Genomic DNA, 17,709 nt, shown 5'->3' with positions numbered 1-17,709 from the left:
ATTCTAATACTATCTTGGTCTTTTCTTCGGCACTGAAATTCCGAAACTGTTTCTTAGTCATTCTTACCTCTTAAGTTATTTGGTCTATTCTAACTTATTACCAAGCAAACCTAACTATTTTTTTGTTCAGTTTTTTCAGGCCATTATATGACGACACTTGGCAATAGATGCGACAGAGCCGTCGTGACCAGTGACACTGATATCATTTAATTGGTGATGCGACCAATCATTACATCTATCGAAATATCAAAATAATTTGCTAATGATATTAGTATTTTTAAACTAAGCATATTACAAGTATTATTTGAATGTAAAAAACGTGGTATTACTTCTTGACTAAAACCAATACTAAGTCCTAATTCATAAGGACTAATAGATAATGAATAAATTTTATTACTAATAAATCTTTTTAGATTACTTGAGGCATCCGTAGATTGTAGTTTATTAAAGGTACCGCCATCTTGTTTAAATACAGTATATGCCTCTCTCCCTACCACTTCATCTATGGAACACTCAAAAAAATCAGCAATCCTCATGATTGTTAGCAATGAAGGGGCAGAATTAATACTACGACTGATGTCGATAATAGTTTGATATGGTATGCCACTTAGTTTGGAGCAAGTCAAACGTGACATGCGATTTATAGCAAGTTGATGCTGTAAGAATGACTGTATTATTTTAGATAAACACATATTTATAATATCCTGATAAATTAAAATGGAACTATTGTATATTTTGCTTGACAAAAATATTTTCAATAAAGTAGACTCATGGAAAGTGCCATCAAGTGGTGCTGTTGCAAATAGATCTGGGGCGCGCATTGTGTGAAAGTAGTAAGCTGGATGATGTGTGAGCAGGCCCTGTCGCATCTATGAATCATGTTTATGATCTGGGCTTAAATATAAGATTTTAGATATTATGCCGCCATTAACATTTTAAAATTTCGAAAGTAGAGACATGCTCATTAGGCCCTACTATTTGTCTTTTTTGAATCATACAGATGTTTTCTATACCAGCAATAGTATAATCTTAGCGCCACAGAGGTCAATTGAGAGAAGTGGAGTTAGTTTAGTAGGTAAATAGCGAAGAGTGATAAGCACGTCGTCTAATAAATCATATATATTAAATTTTGTGCCGGCACTAGCAATATGAACTTCTTTAGTTTCTTTATTTATAAATGCGACGGCTTTATAACCATATTTAGCAGTGCTGACATAATCACATGAAGCAGCTAGTATTTCCCAGCCGCTATCTGTTAATTGTTCATTGATTTTTGATGTTTCTAGATTATAAATATTTAAATCATCTGTTTTATATGCTAGGTCTAAACCTATATAAGCAAGTTTTTTAGTGCTAATATGTTTAGAATTTTTGTGCTTAGACATATCTACCTCTTTTTTAACCTGTAACCATATTTTATGGTAATTTGAAATAAAAGTCAATCAATTAGTTAATATTTATTAAGATATAGAATATGAGTTTGTTTTAAAATATTCCGCAGGAGAAATTTATAGAGTTGGTTTAAAGTAAAAAACCCCAACTATTTATCAACAATTGAGGGTAATTTAGATTGTAATTAAAATATAGAAGTTTACTTTCCTATTAGAGATACTTCTACCCAGTCGCCTTCAATATCTTCTGACTTTAGGTTAGGTTCTTCTATCACTTCCGGAGTTGTATTTGAAATAGTATCAATAGTGTCCTTGCAAGCTTCTACTATATCTGAAATAGTATCAATAGTGTCTTTGCAAGCTTCTGAAATAGTATTAGCTCCACTGCGTGCTAGTCTAGCAATACCGAAAACAACATACTCTAACATATTATCGGTATTAAATTATTATTTATATTGCCTATTTGTTCAACTTCTGTAGCACAAGATTGTAAGCTGTCATATCCCCAATGATACATATCTATTCCGACCATACCAGGATATTCCTCTTCAAAATAAGTGTCTAATAAAAATACATCTTTACCATGACCTGGAATGTCTTTAAGTTTTTGAGTATACTTGTTATTTTCTAATATTTGTTCTTTCCAATCGGCTATGGGTAAAACAGCACTATCTTTTAAATCAGCAAAATTCTTTAGCTTATGATTATTTATTCCTTCAACCATTTTAGTAATGCCTAGATATTCTGCGGCTTTGTAAGCGGCAGAGCCGGCCATATTATATAAATATGTTCCCCGTCCTTCTGCCTTTGATGATTCGGACTCCTCTATATTAGTTATTTTCGGTAGAACTAAGTTTATTTTACCGGCATGATTATTGGTAGTATTAATAATATTAGGTTTTGCATTATATACTTCAGAATGGTTAGCAAGTTCCTCTATCGAAGTTGTCACTTTTCCGGTAAATAAATCCTGCTCAATAGCATATTTAATTACTTCTGCTGAACCTGGGCTGTCAAAAGTAGTAGATTTATTAAAATTTAAATTACGGGAATGTAATTCTACGCCGGTTAAATCCGCAACTATTGCTCCAAGTGAATGACCGCTAGTATTAAAAATATATTCTGCAGCTTTCTCGTTACCGCCTATTTTCTGGATTATTTCGTTAATAAACTCTTTAACCGGTATTAGTTTGCTAGGAGCATAATGGAAAGTAATACGTATATCATCCAATATATCATTAATATCTGCTTTTGTACCGGCACTAGCAATATGAATTTCTTTAGTGTCTTTATTTATAAACGCAACGGCCTTGTAACCATATTGAGCTGTACTTGCATTCTCACAAGAAGCTGCGAGTATTTCAAAGCCGCTACCTACTAAGTGACGACCATCAGTCATTAATGCTTCTGCAAGATATCGATTTGTATCATCTGTCTTATATGCAAGATTTACTCCTAAATGAGCAAACTCCTTATTGCTTATATTGTTTGTAGGAATTTCTGCTATATGTAAATACTCGAACTCTTTCATTTGTATTTTCCAATGCTAATTTATTTGTAATTACCATAAAATACGGAATTTTTTAACAAATGTCAAGCATTAATATTAATAGTTGTTAATGATTGACTAATTACCTCTTTAATTTTTATTTAATAACATCCTTTGCTCTCTTTTCAAAAGCTACAATCATTTTTTCGGTTGCTTTGGTAAAATAAGTGCCAATTAACTTATCTAGTATTACGGACTTCATCTTAAAATCAATAAAGAATTTTAATTCAGTTCCTACCGCACACGGAACAAATTGCCAAGTACTTTTTAGATATTCAAAAGGTCCTGAAATAGCTATTGTATTAATCAAATATATTCCATCATCTGTTATTGTATTTGTAACTCGTGAGTTATATTTTTCTGAAAAGCCTTTTAACTGAATTACTAACTCAGCAATGGTCTCATAGTTATCTTCTGAAATAATTCTAGAAGCAGAACACCAAGGCAAGAATTTAGGATAAGACTTTACATCCCACACCAAATCAAATAATTCTTGCGGTTTGTAAGGTAAAATTTTTGTTTGTTGGTAGCAAGACATTAGAAATCCGTGACTTTACCTTTATGCTGCCAATCGCCGTATCTTGTCGGTTCTAGACCTTTAACACCGCCAATCTCTTTCTGTGTTTCTTTTTCTTTTGGTACAGCGTCATTCACAAAGCTTGATACAGGCGAATTTTTTGAGTTAAGTCTGTACTCACGTACTATTGTACGCTCCGTAGACTTACTCTTAAATTCATTCTGTCTGAAGTTTTGTGAATTTAGCTGTAAATTTTCTTCTTCTGATATATTATTATCTTTTTTATCGTCCATAATTAATACTCCTGCGAAGTGAAGAGTTGATATACGAAGATCAACTTGGAAAAGAGCAAGGAGTTTGCACGCCGAGGAGCGGAGCGTATATTAATACGTGAGTATCCGAGGACTTACAAAGACGACGTAGCCAATTTTTCAAGTTCTATCTGAGTATATATGAAATTTAATCGTATTTATATTAATAGTCGTTTAGGTGAAAATAGCAAGATAGAATTAGCAAGCGATCATGTTCATTATGTTAAAACGGTGCTACGTCTTAAAGTAAATGATGCCTTACGTATCTTTAACGGCATAGATGGAGAGTTTTTAGTGCAAATTACTGATATAGGTAAAAATAATCTAGCGGTTAAGATTAAAGAACAGCTAAAAAAGCCTTATACGGAATCTGCTTTAACTCTTGCTATTGCTATAATAAAGCAAGATAAATTAATGCTTACAATAAATATGGCGGTGCAACTTGGCATAACTAAAATTATTCCGTTAATCACAGAGCGATGCCAATTTAGATCGGTAAATATTGAACGTTTAACGAAGTGTGCTATTGAAGCGACGGAGCAATCAGAACGTCTTACCCCACCGATAATTGAGCAAGCTATTAAACTGCAAGATTATCTTAAAAAGAACAATAATTTTATGTTATATGCTAATGAACATGAAAAAGAAGAAAACTCTATATTACAAATTTCATCATTACTTAATAATAATGATATTGCTATTGTTATTGGGCCGGAGGGCGGCTTTACTAATGATGAGCTTGAACTTCTGGCCTCACATAAGAATACAAAATCTATAAGTTTAGGAAGTAATATACTGCGAGCTGAAACAGCAGCGATAACTGCTATAGCACAAGTGAAGTTGTTACGATGTCATTGTGAGTAGGTATTGCCCGTGTGAACACCTGAGCCGTCATTGCGAGGGGATGCGTAGCATCGACGTGGCAATCTCAGGAATTTGGCACGAGATTGCTTCGTCGAATTACTACGGTAATTCTTCTCGCAATGACGGAAAAACCGATCCACGCAACAATGCCTCCTCGCAATGACAAAAAGGGGTTTTACTTCGCTTTCTCTATTCCTGGCTTGCAGAATAATTTACCTAAACAAAGGAAAGAATAGACTCCACAAAATCCTATAATTATGTAAAGTATTGTAACAATAATTGGAAATGAACCAAATAAAAGTGTGACTAAATTAAAATTAAACAATCCAACTAAACCCCAATTTATAGCACCTATAGAAGATAGTAAATGTATAGTAGTAATAAGCGGATTATTAGAAGTGTTTATTAGCATACTAAACCTTTTGTTAAATTATTTACTTATGGTAAAATAATAATTTCGTATTTTAAGTCTTATGTCTACTAAATTTTCATAACATGCAGCAAAAAGCAGTAAAATATTGAAATTAAATTTCAAAGTGAGTCTGCGGAGCGTATATAAATACGTGAGCATAGACGAGTCTTACAAAAATTTGGTGTCAATACTTTACCGGTTGAAGCTGTATTAATCTTTCTTAAAAGTTTGGTATATTACGGGTATAACAAAAATTGTAAATATAGTACCGATGCTTAATCCTCCAACTATTACAAAACCGATAGAATTACGAGCAGCAGCACCGGCACCGCTTGCAAAAATTAGAGGTAGAGCCCCGACTACGGCAGCAAGAGTAGTCATAAGAATTGGACGCAAGCGAAGTTTTGAGGATTCTATTATAGCCTCTCTAACATTTACTCCTTTCTCTCTTAATTGGTTAGCAAATTCTACTAACATAATAGAATTTTTGGTAATTAATCCAATTAAAGTAATAAGTCCAATATTGCTATACATATTAAGGCTGTTACCGGCAAGCCAGAGAGCAAGTACGCCGCCGGTTATTGAGAAAGGTACGGCAAGTAATATTAATAAAGGGTCAGTAAAACTTTCAAATTGAGCTGCAAGCACTAAATAGATAAATATAAGAGCAAATCCAAATGTTATAAGCATATTACTGTCTGCCTCTCTCATTTGTTTAATTTCTCCGATATATTCAAGCATAGTATTACTAGGATCAAGTAATTTAACGGCTATTTTATTAATTTCATCAATTGCGTCATCAATTTTTCTATCAGGAGCAAGATCGGAAGAAATAGTAACGGATTTTGAATTGTTATAATGGCTATATGATTTTACGGATATTGTTTCCTTAATGCTAGCTATCGACTCAAGCGGTAACATATTATTATTATTTGCCCTAATTAAAATTTTACTAAAATCGCTAATATCTTTTCGCTCTTTTTGATTAGATTGTAATATAACATCGTATAAATCATTGCCCATTCTAAAATCACCGATTTGTTGACCTGCAAGTAAATATTGTATCGTTCTACCGATATTTGCCAAATTCATCCCGTATAAATAAGCCTTATCACGATTAATTTCTATACTTATAGTTGGCATCGCCGATTGTAAATTTCTATTGACGTTTAAGAAAATAGAGTTTGTTTTCATTATATCGATAAATTGCTGCGATATTTTATCTAGATCATCATACTCAAGGTTTGTTTGAATAGTGAACTCGATAGGGCTACCGGCATTCCCGCTAACCATTGAACGTGGATCCATAGCGAAAATCGACATACCCGGTATTTCGGAAAATTGCTTATTTAGCATATTCTTAATAGTTTCTTGGGAACGAGAGCGCTCATCCCAGTCTTTTAACGGAATGAATCCAAAAACATTATCGCTACCGCCTGCACCTATTACCATCAGATAACCTAATATATCTTTATAATTAGCAAGGATTTTTTCTGCCTCCTTCACTACTTTAGTAGAAGATTCTAAACTAGAACCTTCCGGTCCTTTAAAAGAAACTTGCAAAAATCCGTCATCTTCTTGTGGTACAAAAACTTTTTGAGTAAATTTAAAGCTGACTATCAGTACTATAAATGATGCAGCAATAATGAGAGTAAATTTCTTTTTATTGTCAAAAGTTAGCTTTAGATAGTAAATATATTTATTTTGAATAAATTGTAGAATATCATTAAACTTTACTAAGAATTTTGGTAAGTCCGTATTATGTTTTGTGACCATACGACTCGACATCATAGGAGTCAAAGTTAAAGCAACAAATCCTGAAAACAAAACACAAAATGCTAAAGTCCAAGCAAATTCAATAAATAATTTGCCTATAAAGCCTTCTATAAAACCGACAGGTAAAAATACGGCAGCAAGCGTAATAGTCATAGCAATGATTGCAAAACCGATTTCTTTGGAAGCAAGCAAAGCTGCTTCCATGGGTTTATGCCCCATTTCATTATATCTAAAAATGTTTTCAAGCATAACTATTGCATCGTCGACGACTAAACCGATAGCAAGTATCATAGCAAGGAGCGTAAATATATTAATAGAAAAGCCAAAAGCATACATCACGCTAAAAGTACCAATCAACGATACCGGAATCGTTACAAACGGAATCAAGGTGATTTTAGCAGATGCAAGAAATAAATAAGTGACTAAAACTACTAATATTAAAGCTTCAAAAATTGTTTGAAATACTGCATAAATTGATGCTTTTACCGGTGTTGCTCCATCGTATGCGATACCCATGCTTACTCCACTCGGCATTGATTCTTTAATTCTTTCTAATTCTTTAGTTACTTCATTTGATAAATCGATGACGTTGGCTTTTGATTCTTTTATAAGACCAAGAGCAATAGAACTTTTGCCGTTATATCTAAAAATTATATCTTCATCGGGAGAAGTTAAAGATACTTTCGCTATGTCTCGTAATTTTATTATACTGCCGTTTTGTGTTTTTAGAATAATATTGCCAAATTCTTCCGGTGTAGATAAAGAACCTTCAAGAGTTACTATAAAATTATTAATTCCGGTTTTAATTGTACCTGCTGGATAATCTTTATTTTGTTCTTTTATTGCGGATTCAATCTCCAATAAAGAAATTTTATGCTGATATAATTTTTTAGAGTCTGGTTCTATTCTCATTATATATTCCCTGCCACCGTAAATTTGCGACTGTCCAACCGACTCAAGTTTATCCAATGGTGTTTGTAGACTATCTTCAACAATTTTTGTTAACTCCAAGTCGTTATATTGGTCGCTTTCAACACTTATGAAGAGGCTTGGAAAACTATCGGCATCAAGTTTTGCAACCGATGGAGCTTTCATATCTTGTGGAAACATGTAAGTAATATCCGATATTTTAGAGCGAACATCGTTTAATGCTATTTCAATATCGGTAGATAATAGAAACGATAAAGTAATACTACTTTCGCCCGTGGAACTTTGAGAAGTTATATAATCTAAATTTTTAACCGTCTTTAAAGTTTTTTCTATACGTGTTGTTATTTCTTTTTCCATATATAAAGCATCGGCACCTGCATAATGAGCATTGACATTTATTATGGGAACTGAAATATCCGGAGTTCCTCTAATTTGTAGTTTAGTAAAAAAAATTGCTCCAAGAGCTACGATAACCAAACTCAAAACCGTAGCAAAGACAGGACGCTTAATACAAATTTCAGATAATAACATAATATTTAATGGGTGTTTTTTTAAAAATTTTATTCTAAATTAATGTGAATAGCGAATTATTATATAATCCTCTATTCGGTTAGAAATATTTAATATAAAAAAGTATATATTGTTTTTTATTAAAAAACTTATAATTTTTTACAGGGTAGGAAATTAATTTTTGTAATTTACTACTGACAATAAATTAGGGTTTTAATGATAAATTTTCACTTTAATTACTTGATTAAGATAGTTTTAACAGTATAACTGATGTAAAATGGCTACATTTTTCTATAAATTAATATAATAACGTATATATTTTAAACTTTGTAAATAACTGGCATTTGCAGTATTTGGGTAGTTTGTTATAATTAACTCACATAAAAAATATATTGATGTATATTATTGTCAGTTGTATATATTGTTTTATAAAAAAACATCAATACATATTAACCCATTAAAGGAGAGTTGATTTTATTATGAGTACACATAACAAACAAGAACCAAAAAAAATGAATAAAACCGAATTTATAGCATTTATGACCGACCATGGTCATAATCATAAACATGCTTCACATAAATCATTAACAAAAGCTGATGCCGAGAAAGCACTTAATTTAGTTCTTGATAGTGTGATTAGTGCTATAAATAGTCACCATAATATTAATATAACAGGTTTCGGTTCATTTGAAATACATCATAGAAAAGCACGTGAGGGTCGTAATCCAAAAACCGGAGCAAAAATGAAAATAGATGCTTACAATCAACCTACTTTTAGAGCAGGAAGAAAAATGAAAGAAGCTTGTAATTAATGATAAAGAAGTAACTTATAGTACTGATAATTCCTGAACCCCGCTACAAGCTTGCGGGGTGACACTAGAAAAACCGGCTCATGCAACAATGCTTTGCAAAAGCCGGAATGATATATAACGCTTCTTAAGTATAATTCATAACGATATTACAACCATTGATAATCGAAAATCTAGAGTTTAACTTAAAACATAACAAGTTATATAACAGCTGGCTTATTGAAGCTGAAAATATAGAGCAGGCTTTAAAAGATTTAGAAGATTTTATATATTTAAAGCTTTTTAAGAATAATATTCCTCTCATAAACAATCCTGATTATCATTTTATCGCTAGGGAAACTTCAAGTACATCTAATGCTAAAAATATTTCTATTGAACAAATAAGAAAGTTACAAGATTTTTTAAGTAAAACTTCTGCAATTTCAGGTTATAAAATTGCCGTAATTTATTCGGCGGATCTTATGAATTTGAATGCGGCTAATTCATGCTTAAAAATTCTTGAAGATGCACCAAAGAATAGTTATATTTTTTTAATTACTTCAAGAGCTGCAAGTATTATTTCTACAATTAGATCAAGATGTTTTAAAATTAATGTTAGATCATCTATCCATCATACTAAAAACAAATTATATTCCGAGTTTATTCAGCCGATAGCAGATAATGAAACGTTAGATTTTATTAATCGTTTTACTACTAAAGACCGAGAATTATGGCTAGATTTTATTGATAATTTATTATTATTAATGAATAGAATCCTTAAAAAATCTGCTAACGTTAATATTGAACTTCTAGATTTGGAAAATAAGATTTTTAATAAACTACCAAATAAGCATCCTTCATATTTATTGCAAAAATTTACCGACATAAAAAAGTTAATATATAATACCATTGATTATGATTTAGACTTAAAAACAAGTTATATATTAGTGGTGAATGAGTTTTCTAGTAATTAGACCTACTTGGAAACTCTACTTCTAGGGGTAATTTGTACGTCGATCCTAACCCCTCATCATCACGTATGTTTGAGTACGCTGCGGTTCGAGGTGAAGTGTCTCCTTCAAATTCCTCCCTATAAGCGACTTTCCGAATAGGTCTATTGAATTCGATACTATCCTACATGTTATCCATAAAACAGGGGCTGCTTAAAAACAGTTGATCTAAAGTTTTGATGTCATTCCCGCGAAAGCGGGAATCCAGGAAAAAAAGCATAAATACAGCAAATTTTTAAAATTAAAAGCTCGATTTATCTCGCTTTACCCTGGGATTCCCGTTTTCGCGGGAATGACATCAAAAAGCTAAATTATACCATAAAACAACTGTTTCTAGGCAATACCCATAAAACGACAAAATATATTGTTGCTAAAACATATTGGGCAAAATATATTAGAACTTTATAAATTAAATTACTTACATGTTTAAAACTTTAACACAAAATTTAACGAAGATTTTTGATAGACTAGTCAGCTCAGGAATTTTAACGGAAGCTCAAATAGATGCTGCTATGCGGGATATAAGAGTAGCTCTTTTGGAGTCGGATGTAGCATTGCCGGTGATAAAAGATTTTATAGCGGAAGTTAAACAAAAAGCTTTAGGGCAGGAGGTTATTAAGTCTGTTTCACCTGGACAGATGATAATTAAAATTATTCATGAAGAGATGATAAATCTGCTAGCTTCAAGTGAAAGCGATACAAAGTTAAATTTAAATTCAAAGCAGCCTGTAAATTTATTAATGGTAGGTTTGCAAGGTAGCGGTAAAACTACGGCGAGTGGAAAGCTTGCTTTACGTCTTAAGAATCAAAATAAAAAGCCTCTACTTGTGTCTCTTGATACTTATAGACCCGCAGCACAAGAGCAGCTAGCGATACTTGCAAGTTCAGTGGGTATTGATTCATTACCGATTGTTAAAGGTGAGAAACCTCTTGATATTGTCAAAAGAGCTATCGCTGAAGCTAAGCTCTCTGCGTATGACGTTGTAATTTATGATACGGCAGGTCGTACACAAATTGATAAAGAGATGATGAACGAGGCCCTTGCAATAAAAAAGATAGTAGAGCCTACGGAAACTTTATTAGTAATTGACAGTATGACAGGGCAGGATGCAGTAGTTACGGCAAGTAGCTTTAATGAAAAGTTAGAAATTTCAGGATTAATTTTATCTAGAATTGACGGCGATTCTAAAGGTGGTGCGGCACTTAGTGTAAAATATATTACTAAAAAGCCGATTAAATTTTTAAGTAGCGGTGAAAAGCTAACTGATTTAGAAGAATTCAATGCTGAACGTTTAGCTTCTCGAATACTCGATATGGGTGATATTATATCCTTTGTTGAAAAAGCCGCCAGTATAGTTGATAGAGAAGAAGCCGAAAAAACGGCAGCTAAATTAAAAAAAGGTAAATTTGATCTAAATGATTATATGCAGCAAATGAGAAGCATAAAAAAAATGGGAGGATTTGGAAGTATACTTAGTATGTTACCGGGCAGCGGTAAAATTATGGATCAAATAGATCAATCAAAATTAAATGGTAAAATAATTGAACATCAAGAAGCAATTATTTTATCTATGACGCCGAAAGAGCGTAAAAACCCCGATATGATTAATGCCTCTCGTAGAAAACGTATAGCTGCTGGAGCAGGGACCACGGTACAAAAAGTAAATATTTTGCTAAAGCAACATAAGCAAATAAGCGAGATGATGAAAAAAGCAAGTAAAATGAATCCTAAAAATCTATTACGTAGTGGAATTGGAAAGTTGTTTTCGTAAAACGGTATTATTGCCTAGGTTTTAAGTGGCTTTATATGTCATTCCCGCGAAAGCGGGAATCCAGTATAACCATATAAAAACAAGTTTTTATATGGTTATTTTATCAATTATGTAACTCTGTAGCAATAGCAATATTGAAGTTATTTTTCTGGATTCCCGCCTACGCGGGAATGACAAGGGTTTTTAAAAAACTATCCAGTACTATGGTAAGATACACCTATTGGCGTAGAGTAAAATTTAATTAATTTTCAATTTCAAAGCATTTGCAAAAAATGTATAGATATTGATAAAATAATCGGCACTGTCTTTTAAGTCACTACCGCTACCATGTCCGCTATCACTACTTTCTAGGAAATAAGTCGTAGTGTTTGGATTCTTCTCAAGTACATACTCAAAAATTCTTCCATGCCATGGATGTACACGCTGATCAAGTACCGAACCGGTAATTAAAATAGTCGGATATTTTTGAGTTAAAGATAAATTTTCTAAAGGTGCATATTTTTTAATATGTACTAAATCATTTGAGTTTTCTGGATCGCCGTATTCTGTAACCCAAGAATGGCCTGCACCGAATTCTTTATAGCGTACCATATCAAGTATCGGTACTTCGTATGCTATAGCTCCAAATAAATCGGGACGCTGCGTCATTGCAACACTAACTAGCAATCCGCCGTTACTTCCTCCTTTAATTCCTAAATACTCAGGGCTAGTAATATTTTGCTTTATTAAATCCTCTGCTACTGCAATAAAATCATTAAAGCCGGTTTGACGTTTTATTCCTTGAGCCGCCTTATGCCACTCAGGACCAAACTCTCCGCCACCTCTGATATTAGCAAGAACATTAACCCCACCGTTTTTAACCCATACTTCGTTTTCTGTACGCGAAAAATATGGAGAGTTGATTACTTGAAAACCACCATATGCTTCAAGTAATGTTGGGTTTTTACCATCAAATTTTGTACCTTTTTTATAAACAACGAAATATGGTATTTTAACTCCATCCGAGCTTATTGCTTCCTTTTGATCTACAACATAATTTTTGCTATCAAACGGATATAAAGGTTTTCTAATAACTTTTAATTCATGAGTTTTATCCCATAAATATATAGTTGGCGGTACTATAGAATTTTCTATAGTAATTAACGCCTCTTCTTCCTGATCATCAGAAGACATACCAAAAATTGCATTTTCATAAGGCAGCTTTAAGGTTACCGGTTTTGTCCATTCATTATTTTCTAATGTAAATGTTACTACTTTTGAAATAACATTCTCATAGCTAGCTAAAAATACTGTATCTTTAGTCATTCCTACAAAATTAAATACTTCCCTTTCTGTTGGGGTAAATAATATTTTTAAGCTAGTTTTATTGCTATCTTCTTTTAGAAGATCAGCGTAATGCACAGCAACAAGCGAACCTGCTTTTATATGGTTACCTTTAAATTGCCAATCGGAACGCAGTAACCAAAACACATATTCTTTAAAAGAACCTTGAGGAGTTGCATCGGATGGCATATTTATTTCTTGTAATTTTAAGCTTTCATCTTTGGCATCTAAAATATAATTATCGTAATTATAAAAATCCTTATCCGCAGATATAAATATTAAAGATGAAGAAACATCATCTGATAAAAGTTTACCAGCTGATACATGTATATAATTCTTTGGTATTTCAAATAGTTTTTTGGCTTTCTCTATAGGTTTTCCTCGCTTCCATATATAGAGCGAGTTAGGGTAGAGTGAATCGGTGACATCTTCCTTATGCAAAACAAAGTTAGAGATAATAGTATCTTGATCTACCCAAGTACCGACAGTAAACTTTCCTTCTAATAATTTTCCATTATTAGTTTTTGGTTCAAAGCCATTTTTTACAAAATCTTTTTTCTGTAAATCCCATTCTCTAAAGAAAAGTTCATCTTTACCGCCAAAGGACATAGCAATTAAGTAGCGATTAGGGGCTTGAAAGCAATTATCAACGCCAAGAAACATAACTTTTTTGCTAAGCTTTTTCGATAATTTATCAAAATCGATTAAAACTTCCCAATTTGGTTTATCTTTAGAGTAATTTTTAACTAACGTTCTACGCCATAATCCTTGCGGATTTTTATCATCCATCCAGAAATTATATACATATCCTTTACGGATAATACCATAAGGGGTTTTTCTTTTGTCATAAAATATAGATTCTATTTCTTTCTTAATTATCTTATAAGTAGGCATAGATTTAAAAGAGTTTTTAGTCTTATCAGTACGCTCTTTAGCCCATTTTAGAGCTTCAGAGCCTTCTGCTTCTTCTAGAAATTTAGTATCTTTCGGGTTATATATTTGTTTATTGTCATTTCCCATAGCTTGAACGCAAAAAGTTAATAAAACAATTGTAAAATAGCAGGTAATTTTTTTCATAATTTTATAGGTAGCCTCTTAAATTAAAAATGCTGATTATTGAAATCTCAGCTAGCATATTTATTCTTATTAATTATCATATTAACATATATAGTATTATTAAAAGTCATTTTATTTTGGGTTTCTATAAAGCCAAATTTTTTATAGAAACTTATTTTTTATTATCAGCAAAAAGGCTTATTATAGTTATATTATCTTGGACTCTTGTAATGTCAATAAGTAGATTAGTTACTATAGTGCCATAACCTTGACCTCTATACTCCTTTAGAATCGCTATTCTACCTAAATAGGCTATATGTTTTTCATATATAATTCTACCCATACCTATTATTCTATTCTGAGCAAAAAGTATATAATGCTCAACTTTAATTTCTTCTATGTAGAATTCCCCGTTAATGGGCCGTTGATCTTCTAGTACAAAAATTTTATATCTAATTAATATATTGTATTAATAGCCAAAAATTGTAAAACCTAATCCTTTTTAAGGTAATCTCTCGATTATTATGATTTTTGACTAAACTTTTATTCATTGTTGAACAATTTCTAAATCCTTATGGTTACGGTGTTTAAACCAACTGTCTTCTCTTCTATTTGAGTTTTTTGATTGAAAAAGGAATTAACAAGTAAGGTTTTTTATACAAATTTTCAATGTTAATCATCTTGCTATTCGTTGAGTTTTATAATATTTAATTATATTGTTTAAAAATTAAAAAAGAGATATCAAATGTTAATTTAAAAGTCAATAAACAATAACTATATTTAATCAGGGTTATTTACTATGAATACAAAAAAAGAAATTATAACAAATTTTATTGATGCACTTTTTGAACCGGATAGCCCATGGGATAAAGTAGCACAATATGTTTATGGTAAAGGTAAATTTATAAATTCAATACTTGATATTGCTACTATTTATGATTTACATTACCGTATTAATGATTTTCGTAAAAGTTTTCCGGACGTGACTCAGATTGTTGAATCAGTTGGAGTTTTTGAAAATGGACATTTAATTGCTAAAACCTTTGCTTCAGCAACCTTTAAAGAGGACTTCGGTAATCTAAAAGCAAATGGTAAATACTGGCGTATTCCGGTATATTGGGAATTTGAATTAAATAACGGAAAAATTACGGTTGCTTCAGAATTAGCTAACCATCATGCAATTAATAATCAATTAGGCATTGCTTTATTTAAAACTCCCTTTGAATCAGAATAATGTTTTATCATGCACCTTGAACAAAATCAAAGAAAATGCTAAAATAGCACTAGAAAAAATACAAAATATGAGAGTTATGGCTAATGATTTAAGCATTTATATTCATTGGCCTTTTTGTTTATCAAAATGTCCGTATTGTGATTTTAATTCTCATGTGGCAAACATTATAGACCATAATCAATGGCTTAAATCTTATGAAACCGAAATTGAGTATTTTAAGGATATTATTCAAAATAGATATATAAAGTCCATTTTTTTCGGCGGTGGCACACCTTCGTTAATGAATCCTGTAGTAGTTGAAGGGATAATAAATAAAATCAGTAATATAGCAGTTATTGATAATCAAACTGAAATAACTCTAGAAACCAATCCCACATCCTTTGAAACTGAAAAGTTTAAAGCATTCAAATCCGCCGGAATTAATCGTGTTTCTATTGGGGTACAATCCTTGAAAGAAGATGATTTAAAAAAATTAGGTAGAACTCATGATGCTTTGCAAGCCATCAAAACAATTGAGGTGGCAAATACGATTTTTCCAAGAGTATCATTTGATTTAATATATGCACGTAGCGGTCAGAAATTAAAAGATTGGCAAGAAGAATTAAAGCAAGCTATGCAGCTCGCAAACGGTCATATTTCTCTTTATCAATTGACTATCGAAAAAGGTACACCGTTTTATAAATTATTTCATGAAGGTAACTTGATCTTACCACATTCGGATGAAGCAGCTGAAATGTATGAATGGACAAATCATTATCTAGAATCTAAAAAATATTTTAGATATGAGATATCTAATTATGCTCAAGTAGAGCATGAATGTTTGCATAATTTAACTTATTGGAATTATAATAGTTATTTAGGTATAGGTCCTGGAGCTCATAGTAGAATAATTGATGCTTCAAGTTCGGTGTCGGCAATTATGATGTGGCATAAACCGGAAAAATGGTTAGATTCGGTTAAAACAAAAAATGTCGGTATTCAAACTAACGCTAAGCTAACAAATCAAGAAATTATTGAAGAAATACTGATGATGGGGTTGCGTCTTAAAAGTGGCATAAATATTTCTACATTAGAGCAGAAAGTGAACGCAAAATTAGCAGATATTTTAGATATTAATAACCTTAAACATTATCAAGCGTTAGATTTAATTAGACTAGATGAAAATATTTATCTTACCGATAAAGGTTTAATGCTGCATAGTTACATAGTACCTAGATTGATCAAGTAGTTAACCATTAAGATTAATTATATGAAAATTATTCAAGTAGTTTTAAAGTTTGTAATTATTTTTATTACTCCTTCTATTCATGCTACGGAATGTAAACTTGAGTTTAAGACCGAAAAGATATATGTGGATGGTGTCACGTATGATCAAAAAGTCGGAAATCCAATTACACCGATAGCAGATGCTATTAAGGCAGATAATATTGAAGAGGTAAAAAGATATTAGATGAGGGATATGGAGTAAATCAACCCTGCTTGGGTTGGACTCCTCTAGATTATGCTATATCGAATAATAATGTAAAAATTGCCGATTTTTTATTAAAGCGTGGTGCATCCATGAATTTAATCCATATAAATATAGGATTTATGAAGCCGGAAATTGCTGAATTTTTAATTAATCAGGGAATGAGTCCTAATTTAAGATATGAAGATGGTAGTACTGGAATGATGCTAGCAGCAGAAAGAAATAACTCTGATTTAATAAAACTTTTGCTTAAGTTAGGTGTTAATCCTAACGTTCAAAATTCTAAAACCGGAATGACTTCTCTTATGTATGCAGCGTCATATCTTAATGTTGAACCTACTCGTATTTTATTAGAATATAGAGCAGATCAAAAAATTAAAGATTTTAAAGGGAAAAGAGCTTTAGATTGGATAGCAGCAGATGCTAATAGAAATTTACATGCTTCTGATGCAGAATATTATACTGCTTTATTTCTTGCTCCATTTAAAACTAAACTGAAAATTATAAAAGAAAGAAATAGTATAAAGACTCAAAATAAAGAAAAGGAAAAAGCAATAAAAAAGCTTCTCAATTCTCACCGTTAAATTTTTGTAGCGTTTCTAGTTATACTTTACAAGTTAAAGTAAAACCTATCCTAATTTGCTACCTTGGGAGTGTTGAAATATGATTCTTTTCGGTAATTTTGTCGTTAAAGTTCGTCTGTGTTTCTCACGTACGCTTAAGTACGCTGCGGTACTCGCCTGCATTTTGCCTAAAAATTCCTCAAAAATAATTCATATTTCAACACTCCTACCTTAT

The 17,709-nt window shown here is 31.8% G+C and carries 16 protein-coding genes and 2 pseudogenes; 8 read left to right on the top strand and 10 right to left on the bottom strand.

Annotated elements, in window-relative coordinates; genetic code table 11:
- Positions 1 to 206 precede the first annotated feature (206 nt).
- The 6 genes and pseudogenes from AC1Z7D_RS01965 to AC1Z7D_RS01940 form a co-directional block, all read right to left on the bottom strand.
- Positions 207 to 821: a hypothetical protein gene (locus tag AC1Z7D_RS01965; RefSeq protein WP_482601495.1), complete on the bottom strand. Its 615-nt coding sequence runs from the start codon at positions 819 to 821 to the stop codon at positions 207 to 209.
- A gap of 234 nt (positions 822 to 1,055) precedes the next feature.
- Positions 1,056 to 1,385 (bottom strand): annotated as a pseudogene (locus AC1Z7D_RS01960) (secreted effector lipase Rlip); the annotation flags it as partial.
- A gap of 206 nt (positions 1,386 to 1,591) precedes the next feature.
- The gene (locus tag AC1Z7D_RS01955) at positions 1,592 to 1,819 is read right to left on the bottom strand and encodes an RP165 family protein (RefSeq protein WP_482601494.1); all 228 of its coding nucleotides are present in this window, start codon (positions 1,817 to 1,819) and stop codon (positions 1,592 to 1,594) included.
- Positions 1,813 to 2,922, bottom strand: coding sequence for a secreted effector lipase Rlip (gene rlip / locus AC1Z7D_RS01950; RefSeq protein WP_482601493.1), 1,110 nt, complete (start codon positions 2,920 to 2,922; stop codon positions 1,813 to 1,815). The genes AC1Z7D_RS01955 and rlip overlap by 7 nt, the downstream gene beginning before the upstream one ends.
- A gap of 115 nt (positions 2,923 to 3,037) precedes the next feature.
- On the bottom strand, positions 3,038 to 3,478 hold the full coding sequence (locus tag AC1Z7D_RS01945) for a type II toxin-antitoxin system RatA family toxin (protein ID WP_482601492.1): 441 nt from the start codon (positions 3,476 to 3,478) through the stop codon (positions 3,038 to 3,040).
- Positions 3,478 to 3,750 carry a DUF1674 domain-containing protein gene (locus tag AC1Z7D_RS01940; protein ID WP_482601491.1) on the bottom strand — a complete coding sequence of 91 codons (273 nt, stop codon included), beginning with the start codon at positions 3,748 to 3,750 and terminating at the stop codon, positions 3,478 to 3,480. The genes AC1Z7D_RS01945 and AC1Z7D_RS01940 overlap by 1 nt, the downstream gene beginning before the upstream one ends.
- Before the next feature lie 159 nt (positions 3,751 to 3,909).
- On the opposite strand from AC1Z7D_RS01940, the gene AC1Z7D_RS01935 reads away from it, so the two are divergent.
- A complete protein-coding gene (locus AC1Z7D_RS01935; protein ID WP_482601490.1) occupies positions 3,910 to 4,632 on the top strand; it encodes a 16S rRNA (uracil(1498)-N(3))-methyltransferase in 723 nt (240 codons plus the stop codon).
- 175 nt (positions 4,633 to 4,807) lie between these two features.
- Here the strand turns inward: AC1Z7D_RS01935 and AC1Z7D_RS01930 are convergent, their stop codons facing one another.
- Positions 4,808 to 5,044, bottom strand: a complete 237-nt coding sequence (locus AC1Z7D_RS01930) for a DUF378 domain-containing protein (protein ID WP_040257031.1) — start codon at positions 5,042 to 5,044, stop codon at positions 4,808 to 4,810.
- 210 nt (positions 5,045 to 5,254) lie between these two features.
- The gene (locus AC1Z7D_RS01925) at positions 5,255 to 8,281 is read right to left on the bottom strand and encodes an efflux RND transporter permease subunit (protein WP_482601489.1); all 3,027 of its coding nucleotides are present in this window, start codon (positions 8,279 to 8,281) and stop codon (positions 5,255 to 5,257) included.
- 458 nt (positions 8,282 to 8,739) lie between these two features.
- Between AC1Z7D_RS01925 and AC1Z7D_RS01920 the strand changes: the two genes are divergently transcribed.
- From AC1Z7D_RS01920 to ffh, 3 genes are all read left to right on the top strand, one after another.
- Positions 8,740 to 9,072 carry an HU family DNA-binding protein gene (locus tag AC1Z7D_RS01920; RefSeq protein ID WP_482601488.1) on the top strand — a complete coding sequence of 111 codons (333 nt, stop codon included), beginning with the start codon at positions 8,740 to 8,742 and terminating at the stop codon, positions 9,070 to 9,072.
- Between the two features lie 155 nt (positions 9,073 to 9,227).
- Positions 9,228 to 10,022 (top strand): DNA polymerase III subunit delta', encoded by a 795-nt coding sequence (locus tag AC1Z7D_RS01915; RefSeq protein WP_482601487.1) that lies wholly within the window; start codon positions 9,228 to 9,230, stop codon positions 10,020 to 10,022.
- Between the two features lie 458 nt (positions 10,023 to 10,480).
- Positions 10,481 to 11,830: a signal recognition particle protein gene (gene ffh / locus AC1Z7D_RS01910; protein WP_482601486.1), complete on the top strand. Its 1,350-nt coding sequence runs from the start codon at positions 10,481 to 10,483 to the stop codon at positions 11,828 to 11,830.
- A gap of 237 nt (positions 11,831 to 12,067) precedes the next feature.
- On the opposite strand, the gene AC1Z7D_RS01905 is transcribed toward ffh, so the two are convergent.
- On the bottom strand, positions 12,068 to 14,230 hold the full coding sequence (locus AC1Z7D_RS01905; RefSeq protein ID WP_482601485.1) for a prolyl oligopeptidase family serine peptidase: 2,163 nt from the start codon (positions 14,228 to 14,230) through the stop codon (positions 12,068 to 12,070).
- Between the two features lie 151 nt (positions 14,231 to 14,381).
- Positions 14,382 to 14,600, bottom strand: coding sequence for a GNAT family N-acetyltransferase (locus tag AC1Z7D_RS01900; protein ID WP_482601497.1), 219 nt, complete (start codon positions 14,598 to 14,600; stop codon positions 14,382 to 14,384).
- Positions 14,601 to 15,008: 408 nt separating this feature from the next.
- Between AC1Z7D_RS01900 and AC1Z7D_RS01895 the strand changes: the two genes are divergently transcribed.
- The 4 genes and pseudogenes from AC1Z7D_RS01895 to AC1Z7D_RS01880 all read left to right on the top strand — a co-directional run.
- Positions 15,009 to 15,443: a hypothetical protein gene (locus tag AC1Z7D_RS01895; protein ID WP_482601484.1), complete on the top strand. Its 435-nt coding sequence runs from the start codon at positions 15,009 to 15,011 to the stop codon at positions 15,441 to 15,443.
- A gap of 67 nt (positions 15,444 to 15,510) precedes the next feature.
- Positions 15,511 to 16,671 (top strand): radical SAM family heme chaperone HemW, encoded by a 1,161-nt coding sequence (gene hemW, locus AC1Z7D_RS01890; RefSeq protein WP_482601496.1) that lies wholly within the window; start codon positions 15,511 to 15,513, stop codon positions 16,669 to 16,671.
- A 21-nt stretch (positions 16,672 to 16,692) separates the two neighbouring features.
- The gene (locus AC1Z7D_RS01885; protein ID WP_482601483.1) at positions 16,693 to 16,893 is read left to right on the top strand and encodes a hypothetical protein; all 201 of its coding nucleotides are present in this window, start codon (positions 16,693 to 16,695) and stop codon (positions 16,891 to 16,893) included.
- 29 nt (positions 16,894 to 16,922) lie between these two features.
- Positions 16,923 to 17,234, top strand: a pseudogene (locus tag AC1Z7D_RS01880) (ankyrin repeat domain-containing protein); the annotation flags it as partial.
- Positions 17,235 to 17,709: the final 475 nt, after the last annotated feature.

The sequence above is a fragment of the Rickettsia sp. genome, from assembly GCF_965035265.1.
Note: the sequence above shows the minus strand (reverse complement) of the source record. Positions and strands in the feature narration are given on the sequence as shown.